This is a genomic window from Acinetobacter baretiae (assembly GCF_015627105.1).
Taxonomy (GTDB): Bacteria; Pseudomonadota; Gammaproteobacteria; order Pseudomonadales; family Moraxellaceae; genus Acinetobacter; species Acinetobacter baretiae.
In genome coordinates, this window is sequence record NZ_VTDM01000002.1 from 1 (window position 1) to 18,558 (window position 18,558).

The 18,558-nt window shown below is 37.5% G+C and carries 14 protein-coding genes and 1 pseudogene; 7 read left to right on the top strand and 8 right to left on the bottom strand.

Annotated features, from left to right (window positions below; all coding sequences use genetic code 11):
* A pseudogene (locus I2F17_RS00805) lies at positions 1–106 on the bottom strand (IS982 family transposase); the annotation flags it as partial.
* Positions 107–368: 262 nt separating this feature from the next.
* Here I2F17_RS00805 and I2F17_RS00810 point away from each other — a divergent pair.
* The 3 genes from I2F17_RS00810 (at position 369) to I2F17_RS00820 (ending at position 2,711) form a co-directional block, all read left to right on the top strand.
* On the top strand, positions 369–1,298 hold the full coding sequence (locus I2F17_RS00810; protein WP_211138853.1) for a patatin-like phospholipase family protein: 930 nt from the start codon (positions 369–371) through the stop codon (positions 1,296–1,298).
* 80 nt (positions 1,299–1,378) lie between these two features.
* Complete coding sequence (locus tag I2F17_RS00815) at positions 1,379–1,825, top strand: NfeD family protein (RefSeq protein WP_211138854.1); 447 nt, start codon at positions 1,379–1,381, stop codon at positions 1,823–1,825.
* A gap of 28 nt (positions 1,826–1,853) precedes the next feature.
* On the top strand, positions 1,854–2,711 hold the full coding sequence (locus I2F17_RS00820; protein ID WP_211138855.1) for an SPFH domain-containing protein: 858 nt from the start codon (positions 1,854–1,856) through the stop codon (positions 2,709–2,711).
* 1 nt (position 2,712) lies between these two features.
* Here the strand turns inward: I2F17_RS00820 and I2F17_RS00825 are convergent, their stop codons facing one another.
* A complete protein-coding gene (locus tag I2F17_RS00825) occupies positions 2,713–3,618 on the bottom strand; it encodes a polyprenyl synthetase family protein (RefSeq protein ID WP_211138913.1) in 906 nt (301 codons plus the stop codon).
* Positions 3,619–3,651: 33 nt separating this feature from the next.
* Positions 3,652–3,996: a zinc ribbon domain-containing protein YjdM gene (locus tag I2F17_RS00830; protein ID WP_196423162.1), complete on the bottom strand. Its 345-nt coding sequence runs from the start codon at positions 3,994–3,996 to the stop codon at positions 3,652–3,654.
* Positions 3,997–4,212: 216 nt separating this feature from the next.
* On the opposite strand from I2F17_RS00830, the gene I2F17_RS00835 reads away from it, so the two are divergent.
* Entirely contained in the window at positions 4,213–5,565 is a 1,353-nt protein-coding gene (locus I2F17_RS00835) for an amino acid permease (protein WP_211138856.1), read from the top strand.
* A 561-nt stretch (positions 5,566–6,126) separates the two neighbouring features.
* Here I2F17_RS00835 and I2F17_RS00840 read toward each other — a convergent pair.
* The gene (locus I2F17_RS00840; protein WP_196423160.1) at positions 6,127–7,329 is read right to left on the bottom strand and encodes a sugar transporter; all 1,203 of its coding nucleotides are present in this window, start codon (positions 7,327–7,329) and stop codon (positions 6,127–6,129) included.
* A 382-nt stretch (positions 7,330–7,711) separates the two neighbouring features.
* On the opposite strand from I2F17_RS00840, the gene I2F17_RS00845 reads away from it, so the two are divergent.
* From I2F17_RS00845 to I2F17_RS00855, 3 genes are all read left to right on the top strand, one after another.
* Entirely contained in the window at positions 7,712–8,449 is a 738-nt protein-coding gene (locus I2F17_RS00845) for a phosphoadenylyl-sulfate reductase (protein ID WP_196423159.1), read from the top strand.
* Positions 8,450–8,550: 101 nt separating this feature from the next.
* The gene (locus tag I2F17_RS00850; RefSeq protein WP_196423158.1) at positions 8,551–9,903 is read left to right on the top strand and encodes a WS/DGAT/MGAT family O-acyltransferase; all 1,353 of its coding nucleotides are present in this window, start codon (positions 8,551–8,553) and stop codon (positions 9,901–9,903) included.
* Positions 9,904–9,952: 49 nt separating this feature from the next.
* Positions 9,953–11,251, top strand: coding sequence for a flavin monoamine oxidase family protein (locus I2F17_RS00855; RefSeq protein ID WP_211138857.1), 1,299 nt, complete (start codon positions 9,953–9,955; stop codon positions 11,249–11,251).
* Positions 11,252–11,376: 125 nt separating this feature from the next.
* Here the strand turns inward: I2F17_RS00855 and ftn are convergent, their stop codons facing one another.
* From ftn to smc, 4 genes are all read right to left on the bottom strand, one after another.
* Positions 11,377–11,841 carry a heteropolymeric bacterioferritin subunit Ftn gene (ftn, locus tag I2F17_RS00860; RefSeq protein ID WP_196423157.1) on the bottom strand — a complete coding sequence of 155 codons (465 nt, stop codon included), beginning with the start codon at positions 11,839–11,841 and terminating at the stop codon, positions 11,377–11,379.
* A gap of 254 nt (positions 11,842–12,095) precedes the next feature.
* Positions 12,096–14,132, bottom strand: coding sequence for an NAD-dependent DNA ligase LigA (gene ligA / locus I2F17_RS00865; protein WP_211138858.1), 2,037 nt, complete (start codon positions 14,130–14,132; stop codon positions 12,096–12,098).
* A 55-nt stretch (positions 14,133–14,187) separates the two neighbouring features.
* Positions 14,188–15,114 (bottom strand): cell division protein ZipA C-terminal FtsZ-binding domain-containing protein, encoded by a 927-nt coding sequence (locus I2F17_RS00870; RefSeq protein ID WP_211138859.1) that lies wholly within the window; start codon positions 15,112–15,114, stop codon positions 14,188–14,190.
* A 4-nt stretch (positions 15,115–15,118) separates the two neighbouring features.
* Positions 15,119–18,556 carry a chromosome segregation protein SMC gene (smc, locus tag I2F17_RS00875; protein WP_211138860.1) on the bottom strand — a complete coding sequence of 1,146 codons (3,438 nt, stop codon included), beginning with the start codon at positions 18,554–18,556 and terminating at the stop codon, positions 15,119–15,121.
* Between the last annotated feature and the right edge of the window lie 2 nt (positions 18,557–18,558).

Here is an 18,558-nt window from a genome sequence, read left to right on the forward strand (position 1 = left end):
GTATTCGTTTGAAGTATTGATTCTGTTTTAGAAATTTCAAATAAGTGGATTCAAATTTTATAAAAAAATCATCAATGGTACAGAATAAAGCAGTAATATCAGTCATGAGGATTAGAGTGGTAAGTCGTGTCTAGTAACTCAACTTATGGCTCTAATCCTTGGCTTTTTCAAATAAATCCTTAAACAGGATTCGGGTTTTAATAATATATTTAAAGTATAAATAAATATATTATTAGACCATAGTCGACCCACAACATAAAATGACATCATTTTTTTCAAATCATGCATATTTTTTTGTAATTGATATAGTAAATTAAAAGAAAATCTGCTCAGATATGTCTCCTTTTATATGTCATCTATTGCAACCTATGCGTACGTCACGCCACTTCCTTATATTTGTTTTATTCAGCATTATTTTATTGGGTTGTAACACTACTCAGCACAACATACATCAACCAATACCCACACTTAAAGCCAGAGAGCCCGTGATTGCATTAGCACTTGGTGGCGGTGGTGCAAAAGGGTTTGCTCATATTGGTGTCATTAAAGTTCTTGAAGCCCATGGCATCAAACCACAAATTGTGACAGGAACAAGTGCAGGAAGTTTTGTGGGGAGTATTTATGCCAGTGGAAAAACAGCCTCACAAATGGAAACTTTGGCGTATCAACTTAAAGAATCAGATATTCGAGATTTAACGTTAAGTCGGCAAGGTTTTATCGTAGGTCAAAAACTACAAGATTACATTAACACTAATGTAGCAAACAAACCGATTGAACAGTTTCCGATTCGCTTCTCGGCTGTTGCAACCCAACTCAACAATGGGAAAAAGACTGAGTTTATTCGTGGTAATGCAGGACAAGCTGTTCGTGCATCTTGTAGTATTCCCAATGTATTTATTCCAACTGTCATTAACAAAATTCAATATGTCGATGGTGGTTTAGTCAGCCCAATTCCTGTGAAAACAGCCAAAAATATGGGAGCAGATCTCATCATTGCTGTTGATATTTCAGCACGTCCAGATACAAATCAAAAAAGTACCAGTAGTTTATGGGGACTACTCGATCAGACAATCAATATTATGGGACAGCAAAGCATTCAAGAAGAACTCAAATATGCCAATATTGTTATCACACCTAAAGTCAATCAATTGGGTGTCATGGACTTAAGCTCAGCACGCAGCGCAATCAACGCAGGTGAAAAAGCCACTCAACAGCAAATTACTGCCATAGAAAATGCAATTCAGCAATTTAAAAAATCGCCAGCCGCTTTTAACCCTGCACCGCAAGCAAAATTTTAACTCGACATCACTTTGTCATACAACCTAACAAGATGATCAGTTATGATACGATTATCTAATGAAAAATAGGCGCTGCGAACGTGAGTGTACTTGAACCTTGGTATTGGTTTGTTTTTGGTATTTTGCTCATTTTATCTGAGCTATTGGTGAGCACATTTGCCCTACTTTGGTTTGGCGTAGCCGCCTTAATTGTGAGCGTTATCTATTGGCTTTATCCTGCGCTCACGACTGCCATGCAAATTTTTGTATGGGCAATTTTAGCGATTGCATGCACGATTTTTTGGTTCAAATATATTAAGCCCAAATCACAACTTAAATTAACACATCCTCATGCACAACACACCATGATTGGACAAGTGGGAATGGTGATTCAAAATCAAGTCAACCACCACATACGCATCCGTTTTCCCATGCCACTTTTAGGTTCAGATGAGTGGTCTGCTGTATGCGAAGATCACGTGGTGATTGGAGATAAAATACACGTTATCCATATTAAAAATCATGAATTAATCGTCCAAAAACATTAATCAATCTTTTACTTTATAGGGCCATGTCATGTCTATTACAACAATGATTAGTATTGCTTTTTTGTTTTTTGTTGCCGTTACGATTGTCAAGGGGGTGCGTATAGTGCCTCAAGGTTATCAATGGATCGTTCAACGTCTTGGAAAATATCACACCACCTTAACTCCGGGTTTAAGCATTATTATTCCTTACATTGATGACGTTACATATAAAATCACCACCAAAGATATTGTTTTGGATATTCCATCACAAGAGGTCATCACTAAAGACAATGCTGTTCTTTTAATGAATGCTGTTGCTTATATTAATTTGACCACACCCGAAAAAGCGGTATATGGGATTGAGAATTTCAATTGGGCAATTCAAAATTTAGTGCAAACTTCTTTGCGCTCTATTGTCGGAGAAATGGATTTAGACGATGCCTTATCATCAAGAGACCACATTAAAGCAAAACTGAAAGCATCAATTGCAGATGATATTGCAGATTGGGGCATTACTTTAAAAACCGTAGAGATTCAAGATATTCAACCGTCATCAACCATGCAAGCTGCGATGGAAGCACAAGCTGCCGCTGAACGTCAAAGACGTGCAACCGTCACAAAAGCAGATGGCGAAAAACAAGCAGCGATTTTAGAGGCCGATGGGCGTTTAGAAGCTTCAAGACGAGATGCTGAAGCCCAAATTGTACTTGCTGAATCATCGCAAAAGGCCATTAGTTTAGTCACAAGTGCGGTTGGTGATCAAGAAATTCCTGTCACCTACCTTCTAGGTGAACAATACATTAAAGCCATGCAAGACATGGCAAAATCAAACAATGCCAAAACAGTGGTGCTTCCTGCAGATGTACTAAGTACAATTCGCGGTATTATGGGACGTGCTAAGTCCTAAGCTAACTTTGGCGTTGTAACAAAAATTGGGTAATCGCGCGTAACTCTTGTGTACGATCACCCAATGATTCTAGTGCGCCAAGTGCTTGTTCATGTAACTGATATGCATAGTCTTTTGCTTGATCAATTCCCATTAAAGCAGGATACGTTGATTTTTCAACTTTGAGATCTTTGCCTGCTGTTTTTCCTAACACAGCCGTTTCAGCAGTGACGTCTAAAATATCGTCTTGTACTTGAAATGCCAAGCCAATGGCTTGAGCAAAACGTATTAAAGACAACATCTCTTGACTCGATTGCTCAAATTGAGTCACTGCACTCATTTCAATGGCCGCTTGTATTAATGCCCCTGTTTTATTTTTATGGATGGTTTCTAGCATCTGTTTGTCTATAGGCATACCTTCAGATTGTAAATCTAGCACCTGACCTGCAACCATAGTAGAACTTGCCTGTGCCAAAATACGTACTTGTTTTAAAGCAATCATTGCACTTGATGAGTGATCAAATGATTCATCAAACATTTGACTGGTTAAAACTTCATAAGCTATAGATTGCAATATATCCCCTGCAAGTAATGCAGTATCTTCACCAAACGCCACATGACATGTTGGTTGACCGCGTCTCAATGCGTCGTTGTCCATACAAGGTAAGTCATCATGCACTAAGGAATAACAGTGAATTAACTCGACAGCAACAGCCGCACGGCGTACCGCAGCCCAAGCTAAGTTTGGTGTCGTCATTTGCGCCACGGCATAACATAAGGCAGGTCGAATCCGTTTACCACCTAACATAACACTATGATGTACAGCACGCTGTAATGAATCAGGTAGCTTAAATGTTTGCAGTACCTGTATTAAATCGTTTTGAATATGTGTTTGCGCAGTCTTTAAGACATCTTCAACGCTTGGCATAGATATTGACACGGTCGCCTCGAATAGTTGAGATTAAGCTTTTTTAACAAACTCTGATTTGAGCTTCATTGCTCCAATCGTTGGGATTTTACAGTCAATATTATGCCCATCAGATGCGTCAGGTACCAAGCGAATCTTAACTTTTGTACCCACTTTAACCACAGAAGAAGATCCTTTAATTTTTAAATCTTTAATCACAGTGACAAAATCACCGTCTTCAAGGGGTTGTCCATTGCTATCTACAATTGTTGGTATTTCATCCGCAGATCCGTGTTGTTCCCCTTCTTTCCACTCAAAAGCACATTCAGGGCATACAATTAAATCACCGTCATGGTAGGTATATTCAGATTTACATTGGATACATGCAGGTAACGTCATGAAATGATGGCTCAATCTTAAAAACTGTATTATCACGCGTATTATGATTTTTTTCAAAAAAAATTCTTTATTGTTTCATCAAATGAAGAAAATTTGTTGCAAAGTGCACATTTTACATACTCAATGAGATCGCTTCATCGGTCTCAAGTTCTTATATTTGGTCTCTGCTTTTGTATCGACTATAATCAGTTTTTTATCACAACAAGCTGTATTCTCGTGAATCATAATAGTCATAAACTACAACGTGGTTTAAAAAATAGACATATCCAACTCATGGCTATGGGGGGTGCAATTGGTACAGGGCTCTTTCTTGGCTCTGCTTCAGTTATTCAATCTGCAGGCCCATCAATCATTTTAGGCTATGCCATTGGTGGCTTTATTGCTTTTCTCATTTTACGTCATTTAGGTGAAATGATCACCCATGAACCTGTTGCAGGGTCTTTTAGTCACTTTGCTTATCAATACTGGGGGAAATTTGCAGGATTTCTCACAGGATGGAATTACTGGATTTTATATATTCTCGTGGCCATGAGTGAACTAACTGCCATCGCTAAATACGTGAACTATTGGTGGCCTCATATGCCAGCATGGGGTTCTGCATTATTTTTCTTTATTCTTGTGACGGTTATTAATACCTTTAACGTAAAATTTTATGGCGAAGCAGAGTTTTGGTTGTCACTAATTAAAGTGATTGCTGTCATTTCAATGATTGGATTTGGTACGTATTTAATTATTACAGCACCCTCTGATTCAATTTCTCACTTTTCAAATTTATGGACACAAGGTGGATTTTTCCCCCATGGGTTTGATGGTCTATTTTACATGCTCGCTATTATTATGTTTGCTTTTGGCGGTATTGAGCTTGTTGGTATGGCCGCTGCAGAAACAGATCATCCCGAAAAAACCATTCCACAAGCCATTAATCAAGTTGTTTTTCGAATTTTAATCTTTTACGTGGGTGCGTTGGCTGTTTTATTGTCATTGGTGCCATGGAACCAATTACAATTTGGTAGCTTAGAGCAAAGCCCTTTTGTCATGATCTTTAGTCAACTGGGTATTGGTTGGGCTGCTCATTTGCTTAATTTTATTATTTTAACTGCAGCACTGTCTGTATATAACAGTGGCATGTATGCAAACAGTCGAATGTTATTTAGTTTAGCAAAACAAGGAAATGCCCCTAAGGCTTTTACAAAAGTAAATAAGCAAGGTGTCCCTATTCATGCAACTTTATTTTCAGCATTACTTATTTTTGGTTGTGTTATTTTAAATTATATTATGCCTGAAGGCGCATTAAGCCATCTTATTTACATTGTGGTGGGTGCTTTAGTATTAAATTGGGCCATGATTAGCTTAACGCATTTAAAATTTAGACAACATCTTAAAAAAGAAGGTATAAAAACAACATACCCTGCTTGTTTTTATCCAATAAGTAACTACATTGTGCTTATTTTTATTGCAATGATTTTGTATATTATGTGGTGTAAAGGTTTTAAAGAATCTGTGATCATTCTACCTCTTTGGGTCATGTTAATGTTCATTATTTATAAAACATTACGTCGTCAAAACTAATATTTAGTGAGACTATTCAAAATATAGCATCGATGTATAGATCAGCCTTGAGTATTTTTAGCGGTATGAATCGTGAGAGGGTTAGTCATATCGCGTTTATTCAAAAATTAAAGGACATACATGATGGATAATTTAATTCTCTCTGTTCTTGTTGAACTCTTCGGTGGTACGTTAGAACATTATCTAGCAAAAAATGATAGAAAAATTAACATGCCTATTGGTTTAGTATACATGATTGCTTTTTCTATTATTTATAGTGTCTCTATCGCTTTTACCAGTATTGTTTATTTCGTCAAAGGATTCCCAATTCCATGGAAATCGATCGGGTTATTTAGCATCATAATTTCACTATTCATTTCTACAGTATTATTTTGTTTAAAAAAAATAGTAAAGTGACTTATGGTTAAAATGATTGTTTTGCACAAACCGACCGTAAAACTAAAGAAATTTGTTGGAAAAGACCTTTGTGTTGACCACGGTATAAACGATTAAATCGTTTCATTGAATTCATATTCAAAAGGCGACCATATGGTCGCCTTTTTTTTAAATGACATTTTATTTTTAGTGATGTACTACCATAAAATCTTTACGGCGTACCATCAAAATCGCTAAAATCAAGCCAAATACACCCAATGCGCCCCCCACAATACCAACATATTGGATGCCCATATTTAAACCAACAATACTCCCTAAGAGCGCACCACCACCAATGCCTAGATTATATAATCCAGAGTAAACAGACATGGCAACATCTGTAGCGTCTGAGGCAAGATGCAATACTTTGGACTGCATCACCAAACCAAAAATCATAATTGCAATTCCCCAAAATACAGATATGCCCATAATACCCCAAGTGCTGACAGCCAATGGAAGCAGTAAAAACATGCTGATCGTAATTCCTGAAATTGCAATGATTGGAAATGCTCTTGGTAATTTACGACTTAAACGACTAAATAAGATAGAACCTAAAATACCTGAGCCACCATATACCAATAACAAGGTGGTAATTTGATCTGAGGTAAAATGCGCCACTTCAGTTGTAAATGGTTCGATATAGCTATATGCCGTAAATTGTGCGATCACAATCACAATCGTGGTCACAAACAATAAAAGCAATGCAGGTCGTTTAAACAATACAGGTAAACTTTCTATTGAACCTGTATTTTGGCTTGGTAATTCAGGCAATGTTCTCCACAGTACAATCGCTGTAGCAACAGCTATCCCACCCACCAAACCAAACGTGATACGCCAACCGAACAACTCACCGACAATACGACCAAATGGAATCCCGAGTACTAAAGCCAATACTGTACCTGTAGATAACATGCCTAATGCTTGTATTTCCTTGCCTACAGGTGCAACACGTATCGCTAAAGATGCTGTAATTGACCAAAAAATGGCATGTGCCAAAGCAATTCCGACACGACTAATCAGTAAAATAATAAAATTAGATGCAATACTCGATATCAAATGACTAAACACGAACAACACAAATAGCGATAATAGCAGTCGCTTACGTTCCATATGACGTGTAATTAACATCATAGGTAAAGAGGCCAAAGCGACGACCCACGCATAAATTGTGATCATAATACCGACATGAGCAGCTTGCATATCAAAAGTTTTTGCAATATCAGTAAGTAAAGCCACAGGCACAAATTCAGTGGTATTAAAAATAAAGGCAGCAAGTGCTAAGGCAATCACACTCACCCAGCTTCCATCGGAGTCAGTTCTAGGAGCAATTGTTTGAGGGGAAATATTCATAAGGCATTGGCTTTTATTAAAAAATGTAGAGAGTGGATAACTTTAAATAGCGTATTTTCTACGGCGTATACTGTGATTTAAAAAACTCCATCAGTATAGAAACAAGTCAAGTAAAAGGGCAAAACTTAAGCCACTTCACAGTTGTTATTTTTCAATTGACTAATAATTTACAATTTTACAGAGATCATTGATATTGGCAAGATTTACTCACACATTTTGCAACACGATCACGCTATAATCACAACATAAAGGTAACTAAATCAGCTTTAGGCATAAGTATCTATTTAAAAATGCTAATTTGAATCACTAAATTACTTTAGTATATTGGTGCTTGTAATTACTGTCTTTTATTTCGCTCCAAGCCGACAGCCAGGAACAGCAAATGACCACAACCATTCCCTCTATTGATCTGATCGATGCACTATCAAAAGAATATGCTCACAAATACCCAAGTGATATTATTGAGCTGGCTTTAAATCAAACCGGTGACATTGCTATCTCATTTTCAGGCGCTGAAGATGTTGTTTTAATTGATATGGCTTATCGCCTGCGTAAACCTTTTCGGGTGTTTAGTTTAGATACAGGCCGTCTGCATCCTGAAACCTATCAGTTTTTAGAGACTGTACGCAAATTCTACAACATAGACATTGAAATTTGTTTTCCCGATGCAATGGATGTACATGCTCTTGTAACAAAAAAAGGGTTCTTTAGCTTTTTTGAAGATGGACACAAAGAATGTTGTGGCGTGCGTAAAGTTGCGCCCTTAAGAAAAAAATTATCAACCCTTGATGGATGGATTACAGGTCAACGTAAAGATCAAAGTCCTGGTACTCGTACAGATATTCCTGTTATACAATCGGACGACGGCTTTTCAGGTGAAAATAAATCATTAATTAAATATAACCCACTGGCCAATTGGACAAGTCAAGACGTGTGGAGCTATATCCGCATGATGGAAATTCCTTACAACCCTTTACACGAAAAAGGCTTCATTTCTATTGGGTGCCAGCCATGTACTCGTCCCGTATTGCCTAACCAACATGAACGCGAAGGGCGTTGGTGGTGGGAAGAAGCAACGCAAAAAGAATGTGGCTTACATATAGGCAATGTCGAAAAATAATGCTGTGAGCATGTCTTGATACATCAATCCTGCCTTAACACTTGGACAATTTCCGATTTGGCTTTACTATCATCACTAAAATGATATAGAGATTTACCCATATGCGTTTACTCCACCCCATTGATCTCGTCTTTTTATCTTTAGAAAGAAGACAACAACCTATGCATGTGGGTGGATTACTTCTCTTTAAAATTCCAGAACACGCACCTAGCGACTTTATTCAATCTTTAGTCACAGACATCAAACAATCTCAATGCTCACCTGTGGCTCCATTTAACCAAGTGCTCAGTGGCATGACATGGCGAACAGATGAAAACTTTGACCTCGATCATCACTTTCGACACATCTCTTTGCCCCACCCTGCACGTATTAAAGAATTACTCATTTATATCTCACAAGAGCACAGCACGTTACTTGATCGAGCAAAACCGCTGTGGACCTGTACATTAATTGAAGGCATAGAAGATAACCGTTTTGCGCTTTATTTTAAAATGCATCACGCTATTGCTGATGGCATCGCAGGTATGCGCCTCATGGAAAAAGCATTTGCAAAAGATCAGTACATACATAGTATGATCCCACCTTGGTGTCTCGAACATAAAAAAGAACAGATCAAAACATCTAAAGTTAAACAATTGTGGCAAACAGCCACTCATTTAAAACAACAAATTGAAACTTCGCCACAGATCATTTATCAAGAATTAAAACAGACTGTACATGATCGAAAAGCCGATCCGCACTATGTCACAAGCTTTCAAGCTCCAAAGTCGATGCTGAATCAAAAAATTTCGGCATCAAGACGTTTTGCAGCCCAGTCGTTTGCCCTATCTCGTATTCGAAATATTGCTCAAGGGCTTCATGTTACGGTCAATGATGTGATTTTATCCATTTGTTCAGGTGCATTACGAAGCTATCTTATTCATTTTAATCAACTACCCACCAAACCATTGATTGCAATGGTACCTGCATCTGTTCGAAATGATCAAACCGATACCAGTAATCGAATTACCATGATTTTAGCGAACTTGGCAACACACTGTAGTGATCGTAAAGAACGTACAAACCTTATTTCAAATAGCGTAAACACGGCAAAAACTCGATTTAAACGCATGACTCAAAACCAGATTTTGGGTTATAGTGCTTTTGTATATGCAGCAGCAGGTATCAATGTCATTTCAGGATTAAGACCTAAAAAACAACCATTTAATATTGTCATTTCTAATTTGGCAGGGCCACGAGAAGCATTATATTGGAATGGGGCAAAACTTGAAGAAATGTATCCTGCATCTGTCATTTTTGATGGTCAGGCACTTAACATTACATTAACAAGCTATCTTGATCAGCTTGAAGTAGGATTAGTTGCTTGTCGCAATACTGTTCCAAAAATGCAAATGTTATTACAATATTTAGAAGATGAAATTCAACACTACGAAACCTTAATAGGAAATGTGTAACCCCCATCTTATACAGCATTGAATGACACACTCATACACGGCGGTAATTATGCTCCATCAAAAACCGATTGATTTACCTATTTTAGTGGTTGGTGCTGGTATTGCAGGCCTTTCTTGCGCACAAACATTAAAAAATGCTGGGAAAAATGTGGTTTTACTTGAGGCACAAACTCGACTTGGTGGACGCATACATTCTCAATGTATAAAAAATAATTATTTTGATTTAGGTGCATCATGGATTCATGGTATTAAACATAATCCTATTTGGGATATTGTGCAAAAACATCATATTACAACTCAAATTCTGAATGACGATCACTCAAATTATATCCATAACAACAAACAGCCTTTTTCTGAGCTCGAAAAAAAAGTGTTGCTACAATACGTTGAAAAAATACAACAGTACCTTAAAACCATACCAACTTGCTCTGCCTTAGATGCCATCAATACCTATCTCTCAACTTTCAATTATCAAGGAAATATTTTCACAGAATCTGAGCTGAAAAATATATTACTGAATATTTTTCAACATCTTGCTCGTGATCCATTTGCAACAGATTTAGAATTCTTAGCTTCTAATTACAGCGAGTATGAGGGCTATTTTGAGGGAGATGAGGTCATATTTCCCAAAGGATATGATCAAATTATCAATATTATGGCGGACACATTAAATATTAAAACTGCATGTGAAATTACAAACATCAACTACAATGAATTTAGTGTAGAAGTGATCGATCAAGAAAAAAATATTTACCGAGGTTCTCATGTCATCATCACAGTACCATTAGGTGTTTTAAAGAAAAATAAAATCTGCTTTCATCCATCACTACCCAAAGATTGTGTAGATGCGATTCAACATGTGGGCTTTGGATCATTCAATAAAGTTTTTTTTGAACTAGATCAACCCATCGGGTTTATTCCAACAACAGACACAATAACCAATACTTTTTATTGGACAGAGCAAAATTTGTTTAATCTTTTCGATTTATCAACGCTCTACAAGAAACCCACTTATTTAATGCTACTCGGTGGTCAACAATCTAATTTTGTAGATCATGCTACAGATCGTGAGGTATGGAGTTTTGTTTTAAAGAGCTTGGAATATGGCACAGATGTACAGCCTAAACAATTACTGATTACCCGTTGGGGAATCGACCCCTACAGTCACGGTTCATTTAGTTTTCCCACACCACAGCATAGCCCTAAATACACCGATACTCTAAACACCCCCATAAAAGATCGTGTTTTTTTTGCAGGTGAGCATTGTAGTTTAAAATATTCAGGGACTGTACACGGTGCTTATATCAGTGGTCAAAACACTGCTTTTCGTCTTTTACAAACACTATAGTGTCGATATTGCCATGTTTATAACACGCACACCGGAAAAATATCTTGTGTACGTGGTGTCGACGTCATATGTAGATATCGCTTCAATACCGTCACACTTTGGCATGAGTGGCAATCATGGTTAAACTACATTAAAGACTGAATATAATTTTGTAAACCTATCAATTCGATTAAACGAATTTGCTTTTCTAACCAATACGTATGATCTTCTTCTGTATCTGCAAGCTGCTGTTTCAACATATCACGCGAAATATAGTCACCTTTTTCTTCGCATAATTTAATGCCTTGTGCTAATTTTTCACGTACATGATACTCAAGTGCTAAATCTGCTTTCAAACAAGATACAACATCATGCCCAATATCTAAGGCATCACGAGCCATATTTGGTGTACCATCTAAAAATAAGACACGACGAATAATTGCATCTGCATGCATCGCCTCTTCTTCCATTTCGTGATTAATACGTTCATAGATTTTATTTAAGCCCCAATCTTCATACATACGTGAATGTATAAGATATTGGTCACGTGCTGCTAACTCGCCACCAATGAGCATATTGAGGTAGTCTATAACTTCTGGGTTGCCACGCATGCGAATACTCCTTATTTAATAAGGAGCATTATGCGGATATTTTACAATGATTGCAAAAACAAAAATCAACTAAACCACTGATTTATATAAAATTAAAATGAGAAGCATACGCATTTACATCTATTTTAGGCAATTTATTATTAAAAAATAACTGCTTAAAAAAAATATATGATCGGCTTTAGTACACTTCCTCTCAAAACACATCATATATTTTTTTGTAACTAAAACGAATAGCTATTATTTCGCAATCTATTTTACAATTGGCCATGGCTTTGCATGAGTTGTATAAACGCTTGCTCAGATAAAGTTTCTATACCAAGTTTTTGAGCTTTCTCTAATTTGGAACCTGCTTTTTCCCCCGCCACCACACACTTAGTTTTACCCGATACACTGCCACTTACACGTGCACCCAAGGCTTGTAACATTTGCGTGGCTTGTTCTCGAGTTAATTCTGACAAAGTGCCTGTTAATACCCAACTTTGGCCATTGAAAGGTTGTGTTGTAGATGCCACTGGTACATCCCACACTAGACCTAACGTCATCAACTTATCAATCACATCTATATTATGTTGCGCTTGAAAAAAATCTAGAATCCATTCGGCTGTAATGGTGCCAACATCGGGAACTTTTTGTAACTCTTCTAATTGAGCCGTGCGTAATGCATCTAGATGTTCAAAATGATGCGCCAACATTCGTGCAGTGGTTTCCCCGACACCTCGAATTCCCAAAGCATAAATAAATCGTGCAAGCTTTGTTTTTTTACTTCGTTCAATGGCATCAATTAAGTTCTGAACTGATTTTTCACCCATTTTTTCAAGCTTCAGTAATTGTTCACGATGTAAATGTAATTGATAAATATCTGATACATCTTTTAATAATTCTAAATGAAGCAATGACTCAACCCATCGATCACCTAAACCTTCAATATCCATCGCCTTACGAGAAACAAAATGTCGGATCGCTTCAATACGCTGTGCGGCACAAAATAACCCACCAGAACAACGTGCTAACGCTTCACCTTCAGGCATCGCTACAGGTGAGTCACACACAGGGCATTGTGTAGGTAAAGTAATGACCTCTAAATCATCAATACGTAAATCATGCCATACTCGCTCTACCTTAGGAATCACATCACCTGTACGGTATACGCTCACTGTGTCGCCAACTCTAACATCTAAACGCTGAATTTCACCAATATTATGCAAAGTCACATTAGAAACAACAACACCACCTACAGCCACAGGTTGTAAACGTGCCACAGGTGTCAATGCACCTGTACGACCAACTTGCCAATCGATATGTTCAACTTTGGTCAAAGCTGCCACCGCAGGAAATTTATATGCTGTCGCCCAACGTGGCTCTCTACTTAAAAATCCCAATTGTTTTTGTTGTTTTAAACTGTCAACCTTAACCACCATGCCATCAATTTCAACCGACAAATTTTCACGCTCTTGTTGAATTTGCTCATATTTTTCTTGTACTTCAACAATCGATTCACACAAAAATTGTCGTTCTGCGATGTCAAACCCCAACGTGGTCAACCAATGTAAACTTTCATGCATACTGTCTAAATCATGCATTGGTTCACACTGTGCTATGCCATATGCATAAAATGCTAATGGCCGTGAAGCCGCAACTTTAGGATCTAATTGCCTTAAACTTCCTGCAGCTGCATTTCTTGGATTAGCAAAAGTTTTTTCACCTAAGCCTTCATGGTAAGCGTTGAGTTTTTCAAAACCCGATTTGGGCATTAAAACTTCACCTCGTACCTCAAGTAGTGCAGGCACAGGGGTTTTGGCCGTTAAAACTTTAGGTAAATTTCGAATGGTTTTCACATTTTGAGTGATGTCTTCACCCGTTTCACCATCACCACGCGTTACACCTTTGATCAACACACCTTGTTCATACCACAAAGAAATTGCCAAACCATCGAGTTTAAGCTCTACATCATACTGAATGTTCTGTTGAGGCAGACGTTCTTCTACACGGCGAGCAAAGGCGAATAAATCATCTTGTTTAAATACATTGCCCAAAGACAGCATAGGGACTACATGTTGTACCGTTAAAAATTTGTTTAGAGCTTTTCCTCCCACTTTTTGGGTGGGGGTATCTGCTTGCACATATTGTGGGTATTTTTCTTCTAAGGCAGTCAATTGATGAAAGAGTTGGTCATATTCATGGTCAGAAATAGTCGGTTGATCCATGACATAATAAGCATGATTATGCTGCGAAAGTAGTCGTATTAGCTGACGCATACGCTCAATTAACTTATTTTCTTCATGATCCAACATACTCTTTCACCATATAAAAAGGTGGAATATTTTCCACCTTAAGTTACAAAACGATTTATTTAAAATCAATAACTTGATGTCTTAAATACTCTTTCATTTGTGGTGAGAGTTCAACATTGTTTTCATCAAACACTTTACCACCTAAATCACGAGCAATCAGACCTGCAATACTCACCATCATATCAAAACCTTGCTGTGCATGGGGGTGTGGTAGTGCTAAAAAGAAGGCTAATCCTTGTATTTGTTCAGTAGATAAGCTTTCTAGATCAAAGCCAACAGGCCCTTCTTCAGTAATACGTAATACCGAAAACATCAATGAAGATGGTGTATCTGTTTGTTCATGTCGGTGAAAACATGACAACTCGCCAAAACGTAGTCCATATTTTAAAAGTGCTTTTAATGCTCTTTCTCCAGACAAAACATGTTGATGAGTCGGATAGATATTTAATGCAATAATTTCTTTTGCTCTTGCAAGTGCACTTTCATCATCAAAACGTTGTTGTTCATCTAAATGCTGATCCAAGATAGCACTGTTATCGTCAAAAGCTTGGATTTGTGCCTTTTCCATGTGTGGGTTTAGCTTATATTCAACATCTTGTTTTTTTTCAGGTGAGTTGTCTTTTTCATCTTCATGTTCTTTAGATTGCTTTTCATTTGCAATCTCAGAAGAATGATTTGAATCTGTGTTTAATTTTTCAGTATGCTCTTGTACCACTGATGGTTCTTTTTCAGATTCTACAGTAGAAGAATTTTGCGCCTGTGCTTTATCTTCTTCGATGTTTTGTGCTTCAGATTCAGACTTTCCATGTTCCATTTTTTGGCGAACAAATCGCGGAAGCACAGGCTGATTGCTTTCAGCATTAATGTGTAGCTCGCCATCAAATGATGGTTCAGTGGCCTTCGGTTTTCTTAAAAGCAAATACAAGGCGAAGATAATTATTAAAATGGCAATCACAATGCCAATCACTGTATTTTGTTCCATATTTTTAGGACTCCGCAACCAAACTGTGCTCTTTTGCTTGCTCTAAGTTGACCGTAACAAGTGTTGATGTTCCTGGTTCAGGCATGGTGACGCCCAGTAGATCTGTTGCCATGGTCATGGCTAGTTTATTATGTGTAATGTAAACGAATTGCACCTGTTCGGAAAGCTCTTTTACCAGATTACAAAAACGTTGTACATTTGCATCATCTAATGGTGCATCAACCTCATCTAACACACAAAATGGTGCAGGGTTGAGTCTAAAAATTGCAAAGACCAAAGCCAATGCGGTTAATGCTTTTTCACCACCAGACAATAATGCCAACGAGCTATTCCGTTTACCCGGCGGTCTTGCCATTAATCTCACGCCAGATTGCCAACCATCTTCAAGACTTAAACTGGCCTCTCCACCATGAAATACTTTTGGAAATAACTGCTGTAACTCATGGTTCACCTGATCAAAGGTCATCATAAAACGTTTTTTCGTTTCTTGGTCGATGCTTTTCATGGCCTGTTTTAATTGCTCACTACTTTGCTCAACATCATCAATTTGGTGTTTTAATGTATCATAACGCAGTTGAACATCTAAATATTCTTGCGATGCTGCCAAATTCACAGGCCCAAGTTTATCAAACTGTTGCTGTAATTGCTTTAAATTGGCTTGATGTTGGCTTAAATCAATCTTTACATCTATTAAGATCTCTGTATCGAGTGCATCTAATTGTGCAGCAAAATGCTCATAATTCGATTTTGCCTGATGCCAAGCTAAGCGCTGTTGTTCTAATTGTTCTCGTAATTGTTGTACTTTTTGTTCTTGTAAACGGCGGGTTTCAACCAAAGTTTGTTGCTCCGATTGCATGGTGCTCAACTCAGCTTGCCATGTATCCCATTTTTTCTTCAAAGTACCAACATGATCTTGTTGGATCATGTAATCTTTTTCTTGTTGTGGTAAAGATCTCTCATACTGCTCAAGAGGTTGTTGTATTGTTTCAATTTGACTTTGAAGTTGTTTCAACTGTATTTTTGCAAATGCTTGATCTTTTTCTAACAATTCTATATTTCTTTGATTTTCAGTCAGTTGTTGCTGAAATTGTACATACTGTTGTTGTGTTTTTTGTTGTTGATCACGGGCTGTGTACTGTTGTTGCTCTAAATCATAATATTGCTGTTGTAGGGATTCATATTCAGGTTGCATACGTTCTAGTTTTAATGCCAATGCATGAGAATCTACTTCTAAGTCTTCTTTTTGCATCTGCTCTTCTTCAATTTGCACATGAATGTGCATTAATTGCTCTGTAAAAAGCTGTTGTTGTTGTATTTGAGCCTGCTGTGCCATTTCGGCTTTGGCCACTAAAATTCCATCTTCTTGTGCTTGCTTTTGCTGTTGTTTAAGTTGTAACTGTTGTGTTTGAATTACTTGCTTATGCTGTTGTAGTACATCTTGTTGATCTTTGAGCTGAGCTGTACTGCACTGTAACTGTTGGTTGAGCGATTGAATGCTTTCATTAAGATTTTCAAGTTGTACACGATCACTTAAAACCGTTGCATGTTCTGTATGCTGTTCATAATTTAAAGCAATGAGCCAATCACATCCCAAACAATAACCATCTAACGTCAGTATAGTTTGACCCACTTTAAGTTGTGCTTGTTTCTCAAGTGCTACTTTTAAATCATCTACGAGCCACACATTATTCCATCTAGGCCACTTAGGTGTTTTAATCCAAGTTGCCAAAGTAATATGATGATTTGATACTGTTTGAATATGATCATCTAACTTTACTTGCCGAGCTATGTTTAATCGATATTCTTGCTCATGACTGAGAATATCCGCACTCAACCAGTGCGCTAAGTACTGCTCAATGACATGTGCATATGGTTTAGCTTGTGGTTGTAATTCTAAAATGTCGAGTAATCTATGTTTAGACGATGTGCCTTCTCGCTTTTGCATTCGCTGCGTCAAAGTCACTTTTTCTCTCATTAATGCTTTGAGCTGTATATGAATTTCATCGTGTTGATGTTTCATATCATCTCTTGTTTTTTCCATCTGTGCCAATTGATGAAAATCATCTTGTAATATTTTTTCTGTAAGAGCCACATGCGACAGTGCATCTTGATGTTGTTGCTGTAAAAATTGGTACGTCTCTTGATCTTGCAATACCATGCCTTGATGTTGCATCGATAATGTTTCGTGCTGATGCTGTAATTTCAATAGGTGTTTATTGATATGATCAAGCTGATTGTTTAACTGTTGATGCTGTTGTTGATACTGCACATATTGCTGTTTTAAATCTTGATAGTCTTTTGTAATTTCTTTATACGTATGTGCTATGACTTGAATGTTTTGTTGTTGATGCTGCTGCTGTTGGCTTATAGTTTGACACTGTTGTTGTAAAGGGTCTTGTGCTGTATAGCCATCATCAAGTTGAATATCGATATGCTTAATACGTTGTTTTATGTCCGTATATTGTTGCTTTAATATATTTAACTGCGCAGTATATTTTTCCCGTTCTTTTTGCTGTTGCGCAAGTTGCAACGACATTTCTAAACGTGTTTGATCTGCAATTTGCCACTGTTGTTGTAAGGGCGATGACTGTTCAAGTAACTGTTGAAATTTGTCAGCATGATTTTTTTGCTGATCTTCTAATGCTGTCATTGCAATAGAGGCATCTTTAAATGCAGTACTCAAGACATCCATTTGGGCGATATGATCTTGTTGCTGCTGTTGGCTGTTTTGACACTGAAAAGACAATATCTCTACTTTATGTTGTTGTATAGCTTTGGCCAACTCATTATATTTGAGCGCAGATGCTGACTGTTTTTTAAGCGCTTTTAATTGCTGATTTAATTCTGAAGCAATATCTTCTAATCGTGATAAATTGTTTGAGGCATGTTCTAAATGTTGCAATGTTTCTTTACGTCTTGCTTGGTATTTAGAAATACCTGCGGCCTCTTCAATAAACACTCGCATTTCATCGGGTTTGGCATCGACTAAACGATTAATCATGCCTTGTTCAATAATGGCGTACGATCTAGGCCCTAGACCTGTTCCTAAAAAAATATCTGTAATATCACGGCGTCTACAGCGTGTACCATTTAAAAAATATTCAGATTTTCCCTCTCGTGTCACTTGTCGGCGTATTGCAAGTTCAGTATAAGCACCATATTGCCCACCGAGTTTGCCCTCGGTATTGTCAAATTTTAACTCGACACTGGCCATACCCACAGATTTTCTCTTGGCCGTCCCTGTAAAAATGACATCTTGCATATGACCACCACGCAACTGGCGTGCATTTGATTCTCCCATCACCCAACGTACTGCATCAATCACATTGGACTTACCACAGCCGTTTGGCCCAACAATTGCACTTCGATTACCCTTAAAGTGCAATACAGTTCGATCAGCAAATGATTTAAAGCCTGAAATTTTTAAACGACTTAAACGCATGG